The organism is Streptomyces sp. NPDC037301, assembly GCF_055602785.1.
Window position 1 is genome coordinate 45,580 of the sequence record NZ_JBVJWD010000018.1, and the last position, 17,266, is coordinate 62,845.

The 17,266-nt window shown below is 70.5% G+C and carries 11 protein-coding genes and 2 pseudogenes; 6 read left to right on the forward strand and 7 right to left on the reverse strand.

Annotation, left to right across the window (positions count from 1 at the left end; translation table 11 throughout):
* Window positions 1-19: 19 nt before the first annotated feature.
* Window positions 20-1,933 carry an ATP-dependent zinc metalloprotease FtsH gene (gene ftsH / locus ACZ7IB_RS26765; protein ID WP_470916384.1) on the reverse strand — a complete coding sequence of 638 codons (1,914 nt, stop codon included), beginning with the start codon at window positions 1,931-1,933 and terminating at the stop codon, window positions 20-22.
* 166 nt (window positions 1,934-2,099) lie between these two features.
* Between ftsH and yhfZ the strand changes: the two genes are divergently transcribed.
* From yhfZ to ACZ7IB_RS26780, 3 genes and pseudogenes are all read left to right on the forward strand, one after another.
* A complete protein-coding gene (yhfZ, locus tag ACZ7IB_RS26770; RefSeq protein ID WP_470916386.1) occupies window positions 2,100-3,038 on the forward strand; it encodes a GntR family transcriptional regulator YhfZ in 939 nt (312 codons plus the stop codon).
* 36 nt (window positions 3,039-3,074) lie between these two features.
* Window positions 3,075-3,377: pseudogene (locus ACZ7IB_RS26775) on the forward strand (YhfX family PLP-dependent enzyme); the annotation flags it as partial.
* Window positions 3,366-4,454, forward strand: a pseudogene (locus ACZ7IB_RS26780) (phosphopentomutase); the annotation flags it as partial. The pseudogenes ACZ7IB_RS26775 and ACZ7IB_RS26780, both read left to right, overlap by 12 nt.
* Before the next feature lie 39 nt (window positions 4,455-4,493).
* Here ACZ7IB_RS26780 and ffh read toward each other — a convergent pair.
* The 5 genes from ffh to nsdA all read right to left on the reverse strand — a co-directional run bounded on the left by ffh (window position 4,494) and on the right by nsdA (window position 12,205).
* Window positions 4,494-6,044, reverse strand: a complete 1,551-nt coding sequence (ffh, locus tag ACZ7IB_RS26785) for a signal recognition particle protein (RefSeq protein ID WP_470916388.1) — start codon at window positions 6,042-6,044, stop codon at window positions 4,494-4,496.
* A 132-nt stretch (window positions 6,045-6,176) separates the two neighbouring features.
* Window positions 6,177-8,636, reverse strand: coding sequence for a [protein-PII] uridylyltransferase (locus ACZ7IB_RS26790; RefSeq protein WP_470916390.1), 2,460 nt, complete (start codon window positions 8,634-8,636; stop codon window positions 6,177-6,179).
* A gap of 29 nt (window positions 8,637-8,665) precedes the next feature.
* Window positions 8,666-9,004: a P-II family nitrogen regulator gene (locus ACZ7IB_RS26795; protein WP_093899110.1), complete on the reverse strand. Its 339-nt coding sequence runs from the start codon at window positions 9,002-9,004 to the stop codon at window positions 8,666-8,668.
* Window positions 9,001-10,359 carry an ammonium transporter gene (locus ACZ7IB_RS26800; RefSeq protein ID WP_470916392.1) on the reverse strand — a complete coding sequence of 453 codons (1,359 nt, stop codon included), beginning with the start codon at window positions 10,357-10,359 and terminating at the stop codon, window positions 9,001-9,003. Before ACZ7IB_RS26800 ends, ACZ7IB_RS26795 begins: the two co-directional genes overlap by 4 nt.
* Before the next feature lie 370 nt (window positions 10,360-10,729).
* Window positions 10,730-12,205, reverse strand: a complete 1,476-nt coding sequence (gene nsdA, locus ACZ7IB_RS26805; RefSeq protein ID WP_383966351.1) for a transcriptional repressor NsdA — start codon at window positions 12,203-12,205, stop codon at window positions 10,730-10,732.
* Window positions 12,206-12,627: 422 nt separating this feature from the next.
* Here nsdA and ACZ7IB_RS26810 point away from each other — a divergent pair, with 422 nt between their 5' ends.
* The gene (locus ACZ7IB_RS26810; RefSeq protein WP_470916394.1) at window positions 12,628-13,287 is read left to right on the forward strand and encodes a bifunctional DNA primase/polymerase; all 660 of its coding nucleotides are present in this window, start codon (window positions 12,628-12,630) and stop codon (window positions 13,285-13,287) included.
* Window positions 13,288-13,452: 165 nt separating this feature from the next.
* Here the strand turns inward: ACZ7IB_RS26810 and ftsY are convergent, their stop codons facing one another.
* A complete protein-coding gene (ftsY, locus tag ACZ7IB_RS26815; protein WP_470916396.1) occupies window positions 13,453-14,664 on the reverse strand; it encodes a signal recognition particle-docking protein FtsY in 1,212 nt (403 codons plus the stop codon).
* A 109-nt stretch (window positions 14,665-14,773) separates the two neighbouring features.
* Between ftsY and ACZ7IB_RS26820 the strand changes: the two genes are divergently transcribed.
* A complete protein-coding gene (locus ACZ7IB_RS26820; RefSeq protein WP_470916397.1) occupies window positions 14,774-16,174 on the forward strand; it encodes a purine-cytosine permease family protein in 1,401 nt (466 codons plus the stop codon).
* A gap of 58 nt (window positions 16,175-16,232) precedes the next feature.
* The gene (locus ACZ7IB_RS26825; RefSeq protein ID WP_470916399.1) at window positions 16,233-17,198 is read left to right on the forward strand and encodes an LLM class flavin-dependent oxidoreductase; all 966 of its coding nucleotides are present in this window, start codon (window positions 16,233-16,235) and stop codon (window positions 17,196-17,198) included.
* Window positions 17,199-17,266: the final 68 nt, after the last annotated feature.

Sequence of the window (17,266 nt, forward strand, 5' to 3'; positions counted from 1 at the left end):
ACCTCGTGTGCACCGGCCGCTACTTGCCCAGACGGGTGATGCCGGCCGCACGGTAGGCCGCGGCCTCGTCCAGCGTCTCGCTCTCCAGCAGCGCCGCGGCCAGCGAGTCCAGCCTGTCCCGGTTCTCGCCCAGGAGCCGGCACGCCACCTCGTAGCACTCGTCGACGATGCGCCGCATCTCGCCGTCCACCGCGTCGAGCGTCGCCGGGGCTGCGGAGAGTCCGTACGCCTGCTGGGCATCGCTCGGGATCGCCGTCAGCCTGCCCACCTTGTGGCTCATGCCCCAGCGGCCGACCATGCCGCGGGCCAGGTTGGTGACCTGTTCCAGGTCGCTCTCCGCACCTGTGGTGACCATGCCGAAGACCACCTGCTCGGCGGCCATGCCGCCGAGCGCACCGATGATGCGGCCACGCAGATACTCCTCGGTGTAGGCGTACTTGTCGGCGTCCGGCGTCGAGATGGTGACGCCCAGGGCCCGGCCGCGCGGCACGATGGTGACCTTGCGGACCGGGTCGGCGCCCGGCTGGAGCATGCCGAGCAGGGCGTGCCCGCTCTCGTGGTACGCGGTCCTGCGGCGTTCCTCGTCCGACATGACCAGTGAGCGCTCCGCCCCCAGCTGGACCTTCTCCAGGGCGTCCGAGAGATCGGACTGGCTGACCTCGGACTGCCGGCGCTTGACCGCGAGCAGCGCGGCCTCATTGGCCAGGTTGGCGAGATCGGCGCCCGTCATACCGGGGGTCGTACCGGCGACCTGGGCCAGGTTCACATCCTCGGCAAGCGGGATCTGCCGGGTGTGGATCTCCAGGATCGCCTCTCGGCCGCCTCTGTCCGGCGGGCTCACCTGAACGATCCGGTCGAAGCGGCCGGGCCGGGTGAGGGCGGGGTCGAGGACGTCGGCACGGTTGGTGGCGGCGAGGACGACGACGCCCTCCGAACCGGAGAAACCGTCCATCTCGGTGAGGATCTGGTTGAGCGTCTGCTCGCGCTCGTCGTGACCGCCCATGCCGGAACCGCCGCCGCGGGCCCGGCCGATGGTGTCGATCTCGTCGATGAAGACGATGGCGGGGGCGACCTTGCGTGCCTCCGCGAAGAGTTCCCGCACCCGGCTCGCGCCGACGCCGACGATCATCTCGATGAATTCGGAGGCCGATACCGAGAAGAACGGCACCCCGGCCTCACCCGCGACGGCCCGTGCGAGCAGTGTCTTGCCGGTGCCGGGCGGTCCGGCGAGGAGCACTCCCCCGGGCATCCGGGCACCCATCTTCCGGTACGCCTGCGGGTTCTTCAGGAAGTCCACGACGTCGTTGAGCTCGCCCTCGACCTCGTCGATCCCGGCCACGTCCTGGAAGGTGGTGCGCTTGCCGCCCTCCAACTCGACGGGCTTGGGCGGCGCCTTGCGCCCGAAGCCGCCCATCCCACCGCCCATGCCCCTGGACATCCGCCGGGCGATGAACACCCAGAGCAGGACGAGCAGCAGCATCGGGGCCAGCGAGATCAGCAGATTGGCGAGGAAGCTGCGCTGCTGGACGACCGGCTCGGCGGTGACCGTGACGTCCTCCTTGACCAGTTCGGCCCAGAGGTTGTCGTCCGCGAAGGCAGGCCGCTGAGTGACGAACTTGGTGTATTTCTTGTCGCTCCCGGGGACCTTCGCCTCCTTCTTGAGCTGTCCCTGGATGGCATCGCCCTTGGAGTAGATCTTGGAGACATTGCCCGAGGTGACCTGTTTGCTGAACTCCGTGTACGCGATCGTCCGCTCCTGTGCCCCGTTGAAGAAGGACAGCACCAGATTGGCGATCAGATAGACGGCGAGCGCGGTCAGCAGCAGCCCGCCCCAGCCTCCCGGCATCTTGCGGCCCGGCGGCGGGGGCGGCGGTGCGCCCTCGGAGCGCCACGGCTGATCGGTTCGATCGCGGGGAGGTACGGGGGTGGTCACGCGCGCTCCTCTGCCGACAGCCAGTGAATGTGACATTAGATGAGAAACCGATCCAAAGCCCCCTGTGGAGCCGTTCAGTGGGCCCACAGGGGGAAAGCGCCGCCCGACGGATGAACCGCTCGCGAACTCCCTGTCAATATCCAGAATCCTGTTTACTGTTTTATTCGTGAACGATTTCGATGACCGTTTCCTCACTCGGAACGGCCTCGCCGCCCGGCAGCTCGCCGTCCTGCTGCTCAACCATGAGCCGGACACCCGCCTGCCCCGCGTACGCGACTTCGCCGAGGAGCTGGGCTGCGGAAACGGGACCGTTCAGGCGGCCCTGCAACTGCTGGAGGATTCCGGGGCGATCGAGACGACCGCCCGCGGCCATCTCGGCACGTTCCTCGTCCGCTCGGACCGCTCCATCCTCTGGCGGCTGTCCGGACTCGGCACGCTGCTCGCCGCGATGCCGCTCCCGTACTCACGCAGGTACGAAGGCCTGGCGACCGGGTTGCGCAGCGCCTTCGAGGAGGCGGGCACCCCGTTCGCGATCACGTTCATGCGGGGCGCCGGAGCCCGTACGGCCGCGCTGCTGGAGGGCAAGGTCGACCTCGTCGTCCTGTCCCGCTTCGCGGCCGACCAGCTGATCGCCGAGCACCCGGTGGAGCTGGTCGCCGACCTGGGCCCCGCCACCTACGTCGGCGCGCACGGCATGCTGCTGCGGCACGGCGTCGACCTGGACTCCCCCGGGCTGCGGGTGGCCGTCGACCACGCATCCGAGGATCTGCGGACGCTCGTGGAGCGGGTCTTCGCCGGCCGGAAGGACATCGAGTGGCTGGAGGTCTCGTACATGCAGCTGCGCGATCTCTTCGCCCGCAACGAGGTCGACGCCACCGTCTGGAACCTGGACGAGGTGCAGGACCGGCTCGGGCTCGGCGTCGACGTGCTCCCGCTCGGCGACGAGGTCACCCGGGAGCTGTCGCTGCGCAACTCCCGTGCCGCCGTCATCGGCCGGACCGACGGGGCGAAGGCCCTCGCCGCGGTCCGGGACTCACTCGATCTGTCCCTGGCGACCCGGCTGCAGAGCGAAGTACTGCGGGGCGAGCGCGTGCCCTCGTACTGACCGCCGGGTCGGGTGACGTAGATCTTGCGGGACGCCCCCTGCGTCCTGTGCGACCCGACGACCGGCATCCCCCGCGCCACCCCCGACTTCGCGCCCGCCCTCAAGGCCCGCGAAGTCCTGGCCGCCCGGGGACACGAACACCTGAGGCTGAGCGCCCCCGGCGCCACCTCGATGGCGTCCCTCCCGCTGCTCGCCGAACTCGGCGCCACCCACGGCGAACCCGGCCACGCTCTCACCGGCACCACCCCGCTGCACGCCCTCGACCCGCAGCAGCCCGAGAAGCCCGCGTACGTGTACGTCAGCGAGATCGCCCACACCCTTGACGACGCCGGACGGCCGCTGCGTCTGCCGGCGCTCGGCGCGCTGGGTCTCGCCTGGTCCACCCGCACCAGGACCTCGCCCGCCGTACCCATCTGCCCGTCGCCGCGGGCCACGCCGCGCCCGGCCATCCCGGCGCCGATACCTTCGCGGGCCACCAGACGATGACGGGCGCCGACTTCAGCCGGGTCACCGTGGCCCGGCTCGCCGACCATCTGGCCGAGGCGGCCGCCGCCCTCGAACCGGCCGGCCACCACGTCGAACCGCTGGACGGCAAGCCGCTCCTCGCCGTCGGCGGCACGGTCCTCGTCCACGACAACCTGGAGGCCGACCCCGGGATCAACTGGAACGCCTCCGGCTGCCTGGAGGACCTGTCCTTCGACGGCCCCGGCGGAGTCCTCGCCGTCGCCCGTACCGTCCGTGCGGTCACGCCCGTCGCCCGGGTCATCGCGGTCGGCGGCCACGCGGACGGCCCGCTGAGGCAGTTCGTGCGCCCCGGCGATGCAGGAACCGTCGGACTCGAAACCCCCGCCACCGGCTTCTACCGCAACGGCGGCCTGGAAGTTCAGCACCTGGGCGCCGAGCTCGACCACACCCGCCGGCTCCCCGGTCCGGCCGCCCGCGCCGGCATCCCGGTCACCCTGGTGGGGAAGGCCGCCGACATCCTGGCCTGCGAGGCGGCACCCGGCCGTGAAGACGGCCGACGTGCTCTCCCACACCCTCGAAGCGGTACGCGCCCCCGGCGACGCGTCGTCGTCGCCAACGTCCAGGAGACCGACCTGGCGGGGCGTCGAGCGCTACGGACACCTCCTGGAGCAGGTGGACTCCGGGCTCGCCGGGCTCGTGGCGCTGCTCAAAAGCCCCGGCGACCGGCTGATCGTCAACGCTGACCACGGGAACGACCCCACGATCGGGCGCGCCTACCACACCCGCGAGTACGTGCCGGTGCTGATCCACCGGCCCGGCACGGACGGCGTGGAACTGCTGCCGGACGCGGACAGCCTCGCGGATGTGGGCGCCACCGCCGCCGCATCACTGTCCCTGGACCCCGCTGCGGCCGGGACGGCACGCCGCGTAGGAACATGCGCAAGGGGCGCCCACCGTCGGTGGGCGCCCCTTGCGCATGTCGTCGGGCGATCAGCCCATGAACTTCTTGAACTCGTCCGGCAGCTCGAAGTTCTTGTCCTCCTGCGCCGGCAGACCAAACGCACCGCCCTGCGCCGCCGCCTGCTCGCGACGGGCCGCCGCGGCCTGCTCCTCGGCCTTGCGCTTCATCGGGTTGCCGCTCTTGCGCTTGCCCTTGGCCTGCTTGACCTGCTTCTTCTGCCGGCCGGGACCGCCACCCATGCCCGGCATCCCGGGCATCCCCGGCATCCCGCCGCCCTGCGCCATCTTCGACATCATCTTGCGCGCATCGAAGAACCGCTCCACCAGGTTCTTCACGGCGCTGACCTCGACACCGGAGCCCTTGGCGATACGGGCCCGGCGCGAGCCGTTGATGATCGTCGGCTCGGCGCGCTCCTTCGGGGTCATCGACTTGATGATCGCGGCGGTACGGTCCACGTCGCGCTCGTCGATGTTGTTGATCTGGTCCTTGATCTGCCCCATGCCGGGCAGCATCCCGAGCAGCTTGGAGATGGAGCCCATCTTCCGGACCTGCTCCATCTGGGCCAGGAAGTCGTCGAGCGTGAAGTCCTTGCCCTTGCTGGACGCCAGCTTGGAGGCCATTTTGGCGGCCTCTTCCTGGCTGAAGGTCTTCTCCGCCTGCTCGATCAGGGTGAGCAGGTCACCCATGTCGAGAATGCGGGACGCCATACGGTCGGGGTGGAAGGCGTCGAAGTCTTCGAGCTTCTCACCGTTCGACGCGAACATGATCTGCTTGCCCGTGACGTGGGCGATCGACAGGGCCGCACCACCGCGGGCGTCGCCGTCGAGCTTGGAGAGCACCACGCCGTCGAAGCCGACGCCGTCGCGGAAGGCCTCGGCGGTGTTGACCGCGTCCTGGCCGATCATCGCGTCGACGACGAAGAGGATCTCGTCGGGGCTGACGGCGTCGCGGATGTCCGCGGCCTGCTGCATCAGCTCCTGGTCGATGCCGAGGCGGCCGGCGGTGTCGACGATCACGACGTCGTACTGCTTGGAGCGGGCGTGCTCGATCGAGTCCTTGGCGACCTGGACCGGGTCACCGACGCCGTTGCCCGGCTGCGGCGCGTACACCGCGACACCGGCGCGGTCGGCGACGACGCTGAGCTGGTTCACGGCGTTGGGGCGCTGGAGGTCACAGGCGACGAGCAGCGGGGAGTGGCCCTGGCCCTTGAGCCAGAGGCCGAGCTTTCCGGCGAGGGTGGTCTTACCGGCACCCTGGAGACCGGCGAGCATGATCACGGTGGGCGGATTCTTGGCGAACCGCAGCCGCCGGGTCTCGCCGCCGAGGATGCCGACGAGCTCCTCGTTGACGATCTTGACGACCTGCTGGGCGGGATTCAGCGCCTGGGAGACCTCGACGCCGCGCGCCCGCTCCTTGACGTTGCCGATGAAAGCGCGGACGACGGCCAGCGCGACATCCGCTTCGAGCAGGGCGATACGGATCTCGCGGGCCGTGGCGTCGATGTCCGCCTCGGACAAGCGGCCCTTGCCCCGGAGGTTCTTGAAAGTCGCGCTAAGGCGGTCGGAGAGAGTATCGAACACGGCGCTCGTCGGTCCTCAGGGTCGGGGGCGGGGCAGGTCAGTCGTCCCCAAGGGTATCCGGACCCCGGGAAACACAAAGCCCTCGCCCGATTCTCATGGGCGGACGAGGGCCTGTGGGCGCGGCAGCGGGCCTCAGCCCAGCGCCTTCTCGACCTCCCGGGCCACCTCCGCGGCCCGTACCTCGGGCAACGGCTCACCGTCCGTATCCGTGACGTAGAACGCGTCCACCGCGTTCGCCCCCAGCGTCGAAACATGCGCGCTGCGCACCCGTACCTCGCACTGCTCCAGCGCCCGGCCGATCCGGTGCAGCAGTCCCGGGGCGTCCTGCGCCCGTACCTCGATCACCGTCGCCAGCTGTGAGCCGGCCGCCGCGACCGTCACCCTCGGCGGGGGGGCCTTCACCCCGCGCCGCCTCGGGTAGGCGGCCTCGCGTTCGGCGAGGCGGGCCCGGATGTCCAGGGAGCCGTCCAGGGCGCGTACGAGGTCGGCGCGGAGGCGGGTGGCCTGCGGCAGGGAGCCGTACTCGGCCGCGACCCGCCAGCTGAGCAGCAGCAGTTCGGCAAATTCGCCCTCGCCGAGCTCGGCGGGGAGTTCCACGGCCCGCAGATCGGCTGCTCGCACGGTGAGGCGGTGCAGGGCGAGGACGCCCGCCGCCGCGGGCAGCACGCCGGGGCGGTCGGGCAGGGCGATGAGGAGTTCGACGCCGACGGGTTCCGGTTCGTCGTCCTCGTTCGGGGTCTCGGCCTGGGCGTGCAGGGCTAGGACGGGTTCGCCGGTGCGCAGGGCCTCGATGGCGAGGCGTTCCTGTTCGGCACTGGGTGCGGCGGGTTCCGGTTCCTCCGGGGACTGGCCGGCGAGCACGGCGGCGACGCGTTTGACGAGGTCGGCGACGAGGGAGGCGCGCCAGGTGGACCAGGCGGCGGGCCCGGTGGCGAGTGCGTCGGCCTCGGTGAGGGCGTGCAGGAGCTCCAGGGTGGAGGTGGTGGAGACGGCGGTGGCGACGGAGCGCACGGTCGCCGGGTCGTCGAGGTCGCGGCGGGTGGCGGTCTCGATGAGCAGCAGATGGTGGCGTACGAGGGTGGCGATGACGCCCACGTCGTGCTGGTCGAAGCCGATCCGGGCCGCCATGTCGCGGGCGATGACCTCCCCGGCGACGGAGTGGTCGCCGGGCCAGCCCTTGCCGATGTCGTGCAGGAGTGCGGCGACGAGGAGGAGGTCGGGGCGGCCGACGCGGCGGGTGAGGGAGGAGGCACGGACGGCCGCTTCGACGAGGTGGCGGTCGACGGTCCAGGTGTGGACGGGGTTGCGCTGGGGGCGGCAGTGGACGCGTTCCCAGTCGGGGAGCAGCCGGGTGATCAGTCCTTCGGCTTCGAGTGCCTCCCAGACGGGGACGGTGGCCTCGCCCGCGCCGAGGAGGGTGACGAGTTCCTCACGGGCCTCGGCGGGCCAGGGCACCGGCAGCGGGCGTGCGGCCGTGGCGAGGTGGCGTACGACATGGCGGGAGAGCGGGAGTTCGGACTGGGCGGCCGCTGCGGCGGCGCGCAGTACGAGCACGGGGTCACGTTCGGGGCGGGCGGAGCGGGCGAGGACGACTTCGCCGTCGGCCTCGACGACGCCCTCGGCGAGCGGGGTGCGTTCGGTGGCGGCGGTCTTGCCGCCACCGAGAATCGCGCGGAGCCGGGGGCGCGCCGAGCGGGCGCGCAGGACGCGGTTGACCTCGCGCCAGGTGACGTCGGTTGCGTAGGAGACGGTGCGGGCGGCCTCGTACACCTGGCGGAGCAGGGCGTCCGCGTCGAGGAGACCGAGGTGGGTGGCGACCTGGTCCTGTTCCTGAAGGGCGAGGCGGTCGGTGGCACGGCCGGTGGTGAGGTGGAGCGCGTCGCGGGCGTCGAGGAGGACGCGGCGGGCTTCGGCGAGGCCTTCGCGGGGGGCGTCGGCGACCCAGGAGGCGGCGACGGCGCGCAGGGCGGTGGCGTCGCGCAGTCCGCCGCGGGCCTCCTTGAGGTCGGGTTCGAGGAGGAACTGGAGCTCGCCCTGGCGTTCGGCGCGTTCGCGGCAGAGCTCGTCGAGGGCGGGGAGGCGTTTGGGAGCCTGGTTGCGCCAGTCGGCGAGGATCGCGGTGCGCAGGCCGACGACGAGGCCGAGGTCTCCGGCGACGGGCCGGGCGTCGAGCAGTCCGAGTTGGACCTTGAGGTCCTCGCCGGCTGTTTTCCGGGCTTCGGCGGGGGTGCGTACGGAGTGGTCGAGGGCGAGGCCGAGGTCCCAGACGGGGTACCAGATGCGGTCGGCGAGGGAAGCGATGGCCCCGGCATCGGCGTTGCCGTCGTGCAGGAGCAGGAGGTCGAGGTCGCTGCGCGGGGAGAGTTCGCCGCGGCCGTAGCCACCGACGGCGACGAGGGCGGCGCCGCGGACGCCGGTCTGTTCCGCCGCGGCGGTGAACAGCGCGGTGAGCCAGTCGTCGGTGAGCGATGCGAGGGCCGCACGGCGCGGCGGCCCGGACTGCGCCTTCTCCTGGAGGAGGCGCAGCCGGGCCGCCGCGTAGCCGCTGGGTTCCGAGTCATCGGATTCGGTGGTCACTTCGGTGCTCGTCACCCGGCTGCCTTTCGTTTCGGGACCGTGGGTCAGAGTGCGTCCGGGCCGCGTTCGCCCGTTCGTACGCGGATCGCGGTGTCGACCGGCACACTCCAGACCTTGCCGTCACCGATCTTGCCGGTTCGGGCGGCCTTCACGACAACGTCGATGAGCTGTTCGGAGTCCTCGTCCTCGACAAGGACCTCGATACGGATCTTGGGGACGAGGTCGACGGTGTACTCGGCGCCCCGGTAGACCTCGGTGTGGCCGCGCTGACGCCCGTATCCGCTGGCCTCCGTGACCGTGAGGCCCTGGATGCCGAAGGCCTGGAGGGCCTCCTTGATCTCGTCGAGCCGATGTGGCTTCACGACTGCGGTGATGAGTTTCATGCGTCCACCTTCTTGGTCTGCGGTGCTGCCGTCGTGCCCGGTGCCGTTGCGGAGGCCGTGGTGCGCGGGGCCGCGCCGCCGCCCGCACCGCTGAAGTCGTACGCGGTCTCGGCGTGTTCGACCTGGTCGATGCCGGAAATCTCGTCGTCCTCGTCGACCCGCATCCCGATCGTCCTGTCCAGGAGGAAGGCGAGGACCGCGGAGACGACCAGAGAGTACGCGAGGACGGCGAAGACACCGACGGCCTGCTTGCCGAGCTGGTCGAGTCCGCCGCCGTAGAAGAGGCCCTTGGCGTCGGACTGGACACCACCGGTGGCGAAGAAGCCGACGAGGAGGGAACCGGCGACACCGCCGACGAGGTGGACGCCGACGACGTCCAGGGAGTCGTCGTAGCCGAACTTGTACTTCAGGCCGACGGCCATGGCGCACAGGACACCGGCGATGGCGCCGACCGCGATGGCGCCGAGCGGGCTGACCGCGCCGCCGGAAGGTGTGATGGCGACGAGGCCCGCTACCGCGCCGGAGGCCGCACCGAGGGTGGTGAAGGAGCCGTGGCGGAGCTTCTCGTAACCGAGCCAGGCGAGCATCGCGGCAGCGGTGGCGACCTGGGTGTTGACGAACATGACCGCGCCGACGCCGTCGTCGTTGCCGAGCCATGAGCCGGCGTTGAAGCCGAACCAGCCGAACCAGAGCAGTCCGGCACCGAGCATGACGAGCGGCAGGCTGTGCGGCCGCATCGGGTCCTTCTTGAAGCCGACGCGCTTGCCGATGACGAGGATCACGCCGAGCGCCGCGGCACCTGCGTTGATGTGGACGGCCGTGCCACCGGCGAAGTCGATGACGCCGAGCTCGAAGAGCCAGCCGCCCGCGCCCCAGACCCAGTGTGCGACGGGGAAGTAGACGACGGTGACCCAGAACGTGATGAACAGGGCCCAGGAGGTGAACCTGACCCGGTCGGCGAGGGCGCCGCTGATCAGTGCGGGAGTGATGACGGCGAACATCAGCTGGAAGACGGCGAAGACGTAGACGGGGATCGTGTAACCGTCCCAGAGCTGGGTGATACCGATCCCGCTGAGGCCGACGTAGTCCGAGCTCCAGCCGATGACGGAGCCGATGTCGGAGCCGAAGGCGAGGCTGAATCCGTAGAGCACCCACAGGATCGTGACGATCCCGAGGCTGATGAAGCTCATCATCAGCATGTTGAGGGTGCTTTTGACGCGGACCATGCCTCCGTAGAAGAAGGCCAGGCCCGGGGTCATGAGCATCACCAGGGCGGAGCAGATGAGCATGAACCCTGTGTTGGCGGCAGACAGCGTCGGGGCGTCTGCGGCTAGCGTCGTGATGCCTGGGGGCATCGGCGTCTCCTCGTCGTCGGGGCGGCCGCGTGCGGGCGATAAGAGCGGGACCACGTGCGGGACCACTGGGGAAAAGGTGCGGGCCGGTTATGCGCCATGAGATTCGCCCAGCACGGTTTCCGTCGATGCCGCACGGTGTTTCGCGATAGTGACGAAGAGGTCCGGTGTGTTACGTCGCCATGAACCGGCCGTGGCGCATCCGGGGCGGGGCCTACTCTGCGGCCGCGGCCGCATACGGTGCGGTTACGACTCTCCCGTACGGGAACGGCAACGCGAACCGGCCACGCCGACCACCCGCTGACCTGGCAATTGGGGGAGCCGAAGTCGGTCTGTGTGGGGTGGTCGCCGTGGCCGGGGCCTGGGGTGCGGCTCAGACCGCTTCTGCGGTCTCGGGCAGCTGCTCGGTGAGGAGATCGGTGAGCCTGGCGACTTCGGGAATGTCTCCGAAGTCCCTGGCAGCGGTGTCGACGGTCTTGCGGAGCCGGGTGTTGACGCGCTCGGAGCGGATCTTCTTGGCGACGCGCAGCGCCTTCTCGGCCAGCACCGTGGACTGCTCGGGCTCGCGCTGGAGGAGGTGGACGGTGGCGAGGCCGACCAGGTTGAGTGCGTACGACCGCTGGTGCTCGTCGTCCTCGCCGAAGAGCTGGACGGCCTTCTTCATGAGGGGTTCGGCGAGCGTGGCGTACGTGGGGCTGCGGCCCGCGACATAGGCGAGGTCGCGGTACGAGTGGGAGTTCTCGCCGTTGAGCTCGGCCTCGGAGAAGAAGCGGATCCAGTCGGGCTCGGGCTCGCCGTCGATCCCGACGTCGAGGAAAGTGTCCTCGGCCATCCGGACGGCTCGTTTGCACTTGCTGGGCTGGCCCATGTTGGCGTAGGCACGAGCCTCCATCGCATACAGCATGGCCTGGGTGCGCGGAGTGGCGCAGTCCCGGCTGCCGTACTGCGCGAGATGGATCAGTTCGAGGGCGTCGTCGGGCCGTCCGAGGTGGATCATCTGGCGGCTCATGCTGGACAGAACATACGAACCGAGCGGTTTGTCACCGGCCTCTTTCGAGGCGTGGAGCGCGAGGACGAAGTACTTCTGGGCGGTGGGCTGGAGGCCGACGTCGTAGCTCATCCAGCCGGCCAGCTCCGCCAGTTCGGCCGCGCAGCGGAAGAGCCGCTTGGCGGTGGCCGCCGGCTGCGGTTCCTGCAGCAGGTCGGTGACCTCGTGGAGTTGGCCGACGACGGCCTTGCGGCGCAGTCCGCCGCCACACTGCGCGTCCCACTGACGGAACATCGCGGTGGTCGACTCCAGCAGGTCGAGCTCGGGGCTGGAGAGCCGGGAGGGTCGGCGGGCCGCGGCGGCCGACTCCGGCTGTGCGGGTCCGGTGGCGGCGACGGGCACCAGCCAGCGCTGCATGGGCTCGATCAGGGCGGGTCCTGCGGCGAGCGCGAGCGAGGAGCCGAGGAATCCGCGGCGGGCGAGCATGAGATCGCTGCGGGAGAACTCGCTGAGCAGGGCGACGGTCTGCGGGCCCGCCCAGGGCAGGTCGACGCCGGACACGGATGGTGACTGATGCGCCGCGCGCAGTCCGAGGTCCTCGATGGCGACGACGGAACCGAAGCGCTCCGAGAAGAGCTCGGAGAGGATGCGCGGGATCGGCTCGCGCGGCTGTTCACCATCGAGCCAGCGCCGCACCCGGGAGGTGTCGGTGCTGATGTGGTGAGCGCCCATCTGGCGCGCCCGGCGGTTCACCTGCCGCGCCAGTTCGCCCTTCGACCAGCCGCTGCGCACGAACCATGAGCCCAATTGCCCGTTGGGGCGCTTACCGGCATTCGTATCGCCTGCGCCGCTGCCACTCACTGGAACGCCCCCATCCGCTGAATACTGTCGCGCGAACCACTATCTGATTGCCCTGAACCGGTGCTGCCCATACGGAGGTTGCGCACGGTCGAACAGGAAATCGGATTGCCTCCGGCATACCCATGGGCGCACATACTTCCACGGTTCGCGTACCGACGGTAATCCTACGATCACTGCCTCTGCGAGGGCGATTACGGAAACGCCACCATTCGCCACCCCTTCGAATGAACGCCACCACCGTCGGGCGCGATTCACTTGACACACGGCGATCAACAGTGGGCGCAGTGACGCACGACGGGGCGCATGGAACATGTCGCAGGACTCCGAGCGCACCGGCGCGCCACGGATCGACAGTGACGACGGAGCGTCACGATTGGACTCCGCGTCGTAACCACTGGCGAGTCGGACACGTTGGAGGGGGCATGGGCTTCACGATCGGCGGCATCCGCGAGATGCGCACCGGCTCACGGCGCCGCGGCCGTGCGGCCGAGTGCACGGCAGTGGCCGAGTACACAGGGCTGTGGGGCTGGGCCGTCGCGCCGGGAGCGCGGACAGCGGCCGGCCGCTGCTCGTGCGGGGAGGCGGAGTGCCCCTCCCCCGGCGCCCATCCACTGGACTTCGCCCGCGAGGTCCCCGCAGGTGCCACGCTCGACGCGGCGGCGGACGCCTGGGCCCAGGTGCCGGGCGCCTCGATGCTGCTTCCGGTGGGCCGCACCTTCGACATCCTCGACGTCGCCGAAGCGGCCGGGCGCCGGGCCCTGGTCCGCATGGAGCGGATGGGGCTGCCACTCGGCCCGGTCGCGGTGACACCGGCCGGGCGCGCGCAGTTCTTCGTGGCCCCGGGTGCCGCCACCGAGCTCCCGCAGCTGCTGTACCGGATGGGCTGGGACGACGCGGGTCTGGACCTGCGGGCGCTGGGGCCCGGCTGCCACATCACCGCCCCGCCGTCCGACGAGGGCGGTCTGGGCCCGGTCCGGTGGCTGCGCCCGCCGGTGCTGGACACGGCGGCCGCGCCGCCGCAGGCGCGACTGCTGCTGGGCACGCTGGCGTACAGCTGCCATCGCGCGCCCCTTTGCGGCTGAACCGCCGCCGCTTTCGCGGAGGCGGGGTCCCGCCGCCGGGGTTGCTCAATCGGTGGTCGCTCTCAGACGCAGAGCCCGACAGTTCCAGGCGCAGAGCCCGACAAGACGAAGAGCCCGACCGCAGTTGCATCATGCGGTCGGGCTCTGTTGTCGGCGCGCGAGGCGTCAGTCTCCGATCAGGGCGTCCACGAACGCCTCCGGCTCGAACGGAGCCAGGTCGTCCGGCCCCTCGCCGAGACCGACCAGCTTCACCGGCACGCCCAGTTCACGCTGGACGGCGATGACGATGCCGCCCTTGGCGGTGCCGTCCAGCTTGGTCAGCGCGATGCCGGTGATGTCGACGACCTCGGCGAACACCCGGGCCTGCACCAGACCGTTCTGTCCGGTCGTGGCGTCGAGGACGAGCAGGATCTCGTCGAGCGGTCCGTGCTTCTCGACGACGCGCTTGACCTTGCCGAGCTCGTCCATGAGTCCGGTCTTGGTGTGCAGCCGTCCCGCGGTGTCGATGAGGACGACATCGGCGCCCTCGGCGATCCCTTCCTTCACCGCGTCGAAGGCGATCGACGCCGGGTCGCCGCCCTCGGGTCCTCGCACGGTGCGGGCGCCGACGCGCTCGCCCCAGGTCTGGAGCTGGTCGGCGGCGGCGGCCCGGAAGGTGTCGGCGGCGCCGAGCACGACGCTGCGGCCGTCGGCGACGAGCACCCGGGCCAGCTTGCCGGTGGTGGTGGTCTTGCCGGTTCCGTTGACGCCGACGACCATCACGACACCGGGGGTGTCGACACCGCTCTCCGTCTTGACCGCACGGTCGAAGTCGGTGCCGAGCAGCGTGAGGAGCTCCTCGCGCAGCAGCGAGCGCAGCCCTTCGGGGGTACGGGTGCCGAGAACGCGGACGCGTTCACGGAGCCGCTCCACCAGCTCCTGCGTGGGTGCGACGCCGACATCGGCGGTGAGGAGGGTGTCCTCGATCTCCTCCCAGGTGTCCTCATCGAGGTTGTCACGGGACAGGAGCGTGAGCAGCCCCTTGCCGAGGGAGTTCTGCGAGCGGGCGAGCCGGGCACGCAGCCGTACCAGACGGCCCGCAGTGGGCTCGGGCACCTCAAGGGCGGGGGCGGCGGGCGCCTCCGGCTCGACGGCCTCGGGGGCTTCCTCGGCGGGAGCCTCGGCCGAAGGGGGACCGATCTCCTCGATGGTGCGGCGCGGTTCCTCGCGCGGCGTCTCGGCTTCCTCGCCGACATGGGGCTCGGCGGGAGGAGTGATGGTCGGCGTGCTCGACGGTGCCGGGGGCAGCTGCTTCTTCTTGCGGCTGCTGACCACGAGCCCGCTGATCACGCCGACCGCGACCAGGGCGATGACTACAGCAAGGATGACGAATTCCATAACCCACCCAGTATCAGTCACGTCCGCCACGGGGGGCCGCCCTGAAGGATCACCCCCGAATCCCTTTGGGTGCTATGCACCTTTTGGCGGTAAGGGTACGATCCCGCCCGTGGAGACCCGTGGCCTGGAACCCGTCCCCGACAGCGAGCGCACCGGCCGGGTCCGGACCCTCTTCCCCACCTGGGCCGGCGCGAACCTGACCGTGCTGCTGCTCACCATGGGTGCAGGGCTCGTCGTCTTCAACGGGCTGAACTTCTGGCAGGTGCTGGCCGTCGCGATCGCGGCGCCGGTCGTCAGTTTCGGCCTGGTCGGCCTGGTCTCGATCGCGGGCAAGCAAGGCGGGGCGCCCGGCATGGCACTCTCCCGAGCCGTCTTCGGCCAGCGCGGCAATCTGCTGCCCGGTGCGCTGATCTGGGTCGCCCGCTGGGGCTGGGAAACGGTGAACGCGGTAACCGGCGCCTACGCCCTGCTGGCCGTACTGAATCTGCTCTTCTCCATCGAGAGCAGCAACACCCTGATCATGGCGACCCTGCTCGCCTTCGTGGGGAGCAGCTTCCTGGTGTCGGGGCTGGGCGTACGCGCCCTGCGGGTGTGCTGCACCTGGTCGGCGTATCTCTTCGGGGGCTTCAGCATCCTCGTACTGATCCACCTCATCGGCCGGACCGAATGGCGGGATGTCCTGGACAGGCCCGCCGGCCCCACGGCGATGGTGATCGCCGGAGTCGGCACACTGGCGGCCGGTGGGATCAGCTGGGTTCCGACCGGCCCCGACTTCGCCCGCTATCTGCCGCGCACCGCATCCGGCCGGGCGATGATCATGGCGACCGTGGGGGGCGCCGGTATCGTGTTTCTGCCGATGGTGCTGATGGGCTCCGTGATGGCGGTCGCCACGCCGGGCCTGGCCGTCACCCAGGATCCGGTCTCGTTCATCGGCCCCCTGCTGCCGGACTGGCTCTCGGTGCCGTATCTGCTGATCGCCGTGGTCGGCATGGCGCTGATCAATGCGATGTCGATGTATTCGGCCGGATTCACCGCACAGACACTGGGATTCATGATCCCCCGCGCGTGGGCGGTCGGGGTGAATGCCGCCATCAGTCTGTTTCTGGGCTCGTTGCTGATGATGACGGCGGCGGGTTTCCTGGATTCCTTCGTCTCTTTTCTGACGCTGCTCGCGGTGACGTTCTCGGCATGGATCGGCGTCTTCGGTGTGGATCAGCTGCGGGGGCGTACGTACGATCCCGCGGCGCTCCTGGACACCACACCGGCCAGCGCCTACTGGTACACCGGAGGTTTCGCCGTGACCGCCGTGACCGCGTGGACCGTGGGCCTGGTGGTGGGCCTGCTCTTCACCGGCGTGGAGTGGTTCTCCGGCCCGCTCGCCGCCACCTGGATCGGGCGCCACGGACTGGGCTGGGCGGCCACGATCGCCGTGTCCGCCGCGCTGTACGCGATCCTGCCACGTCCCGCCGGTCGGGAACGCCCCGGAGACGTCGCACCTCTACACTTCTGACGCCGCGTCAGCTAATGTCCCGCCTCGCCGAGTCCGCCCGACGCAGGGGACAAGTGTCATGGCCTTCACAGTGGTCCGGTTCAATCTCGTCGATCCCGATGCCACCCCCGAGTCGCTCTCGGCCCGGTACCGCGCCGCGCTGGAGATGGCCGCGTACGCCGACGAGCACGGCGTCGACACCGTACAGACCGAGGAGCACCACGGCGCCGCCAACTCCTGGCTGCCCTCCCCCTTCGTCTTAGCGGGTTCGGTCTTCGGTGCCACCCGCCGGATCGCGGTCACCGTCTCGGCGATCATCGGCCCCCTGCACGACCCGCTGCGGCTGGCCGAGGACATCGCGGTCCTGGACCTGCTGAGCGCGGGCAGGCTGGTCACGGTGGCGGGGATCGGCTACCGGCCCGAGGAGTACGAACAGGCGGGTGTCGAATGGGGCAGGCGCGGCGGGCTCCAGGACGAGCTCTTGGAGACGTTGTTGCAGGCGTGGACCGGGGAACCGTTCCCGTACCGGGGCCGTACGGTCCGGATCACGCCACGCCCGTACACCCAGCCGCATCCGCTGCTGCTGGTGGGCGGCAGCTCGCGGGCGGCGGCGCGACGGGCGGCCCGGTTCGGGCTGCCGTTCTTCCCGAGCGCGCATCTGCCGGAACTGGAGGCGTACTACCACGAGCAGCGCGCGGAATTCGGGACGGACGGCTTCTGCATGATGCCGTCCGCCGAGACGCCGCTGCTGCATGTGTCCGAGAACCCGGACCGGACCTGGGCGGAGTACGGCGAGCACTTCCTGCACGAGGCTCGTACGTACACCTCCTGGCAGTCCAAGGACATCCGCTCGGCCGTGCGCTCGGCGGCGACGACGGTTGCGGAGCTGCGGGACGAGGGGGTCTACCGGGTCATCACGCCGGACGAGTGCGCCGGGGCGGCCGGGGAACTGGACAGCCTGGTGCTGCATCCGCTGTGCGGCGGGATGCCCGTCGAGGAGGGGTGGCGCAGTCTGCGGCTGTTCTGCGAGGCGGTCGCGCGCTGAGCCGGGCCACCGGAACTGCCCCGGCGCGCAGGTGCGGGCCGGGGCATTCCGTGGTCGAGGAGAGGGGC

Coding starts and splice junctions, on each gene's coding strand:
- ACZ7IB_RS26795 (WP_093899110.1), bottom strand. CDS start 9,004: ATGAAACTCATCACCGCAGTCGTGAAGCCACATCGGCTCGACGAGATC.
- ACZ7IB_RS26800 (WP_470916392.1), bottom strand. CDS start 10,359: ATGCCCCCAGGCATCACGACGCTAGCCGCAGACGCCCCGACGCTGTCT.
- ACZ7IB_RS26810 (WP_470916394.1), top strand. CDS start 12,628: ATGGGCTTCACGATCGGCGGCATCCGCGAGATGCGCACCGGCTCACGG.
- ftsY (WP_470916396.1), bottom strand. CDS start 14,664: ATGGAATTCGTCATCCTTGCTGTAGTCATCGCCCTGGTCGCGGTCGGC.
- ACZ7IB_RS26825 (WP_470916399.1), top strand. CDS start 16,233: ATGGCCTTCACAGTGGTCCGGTTCAATCTCGTCGATCCCGATGCCACC.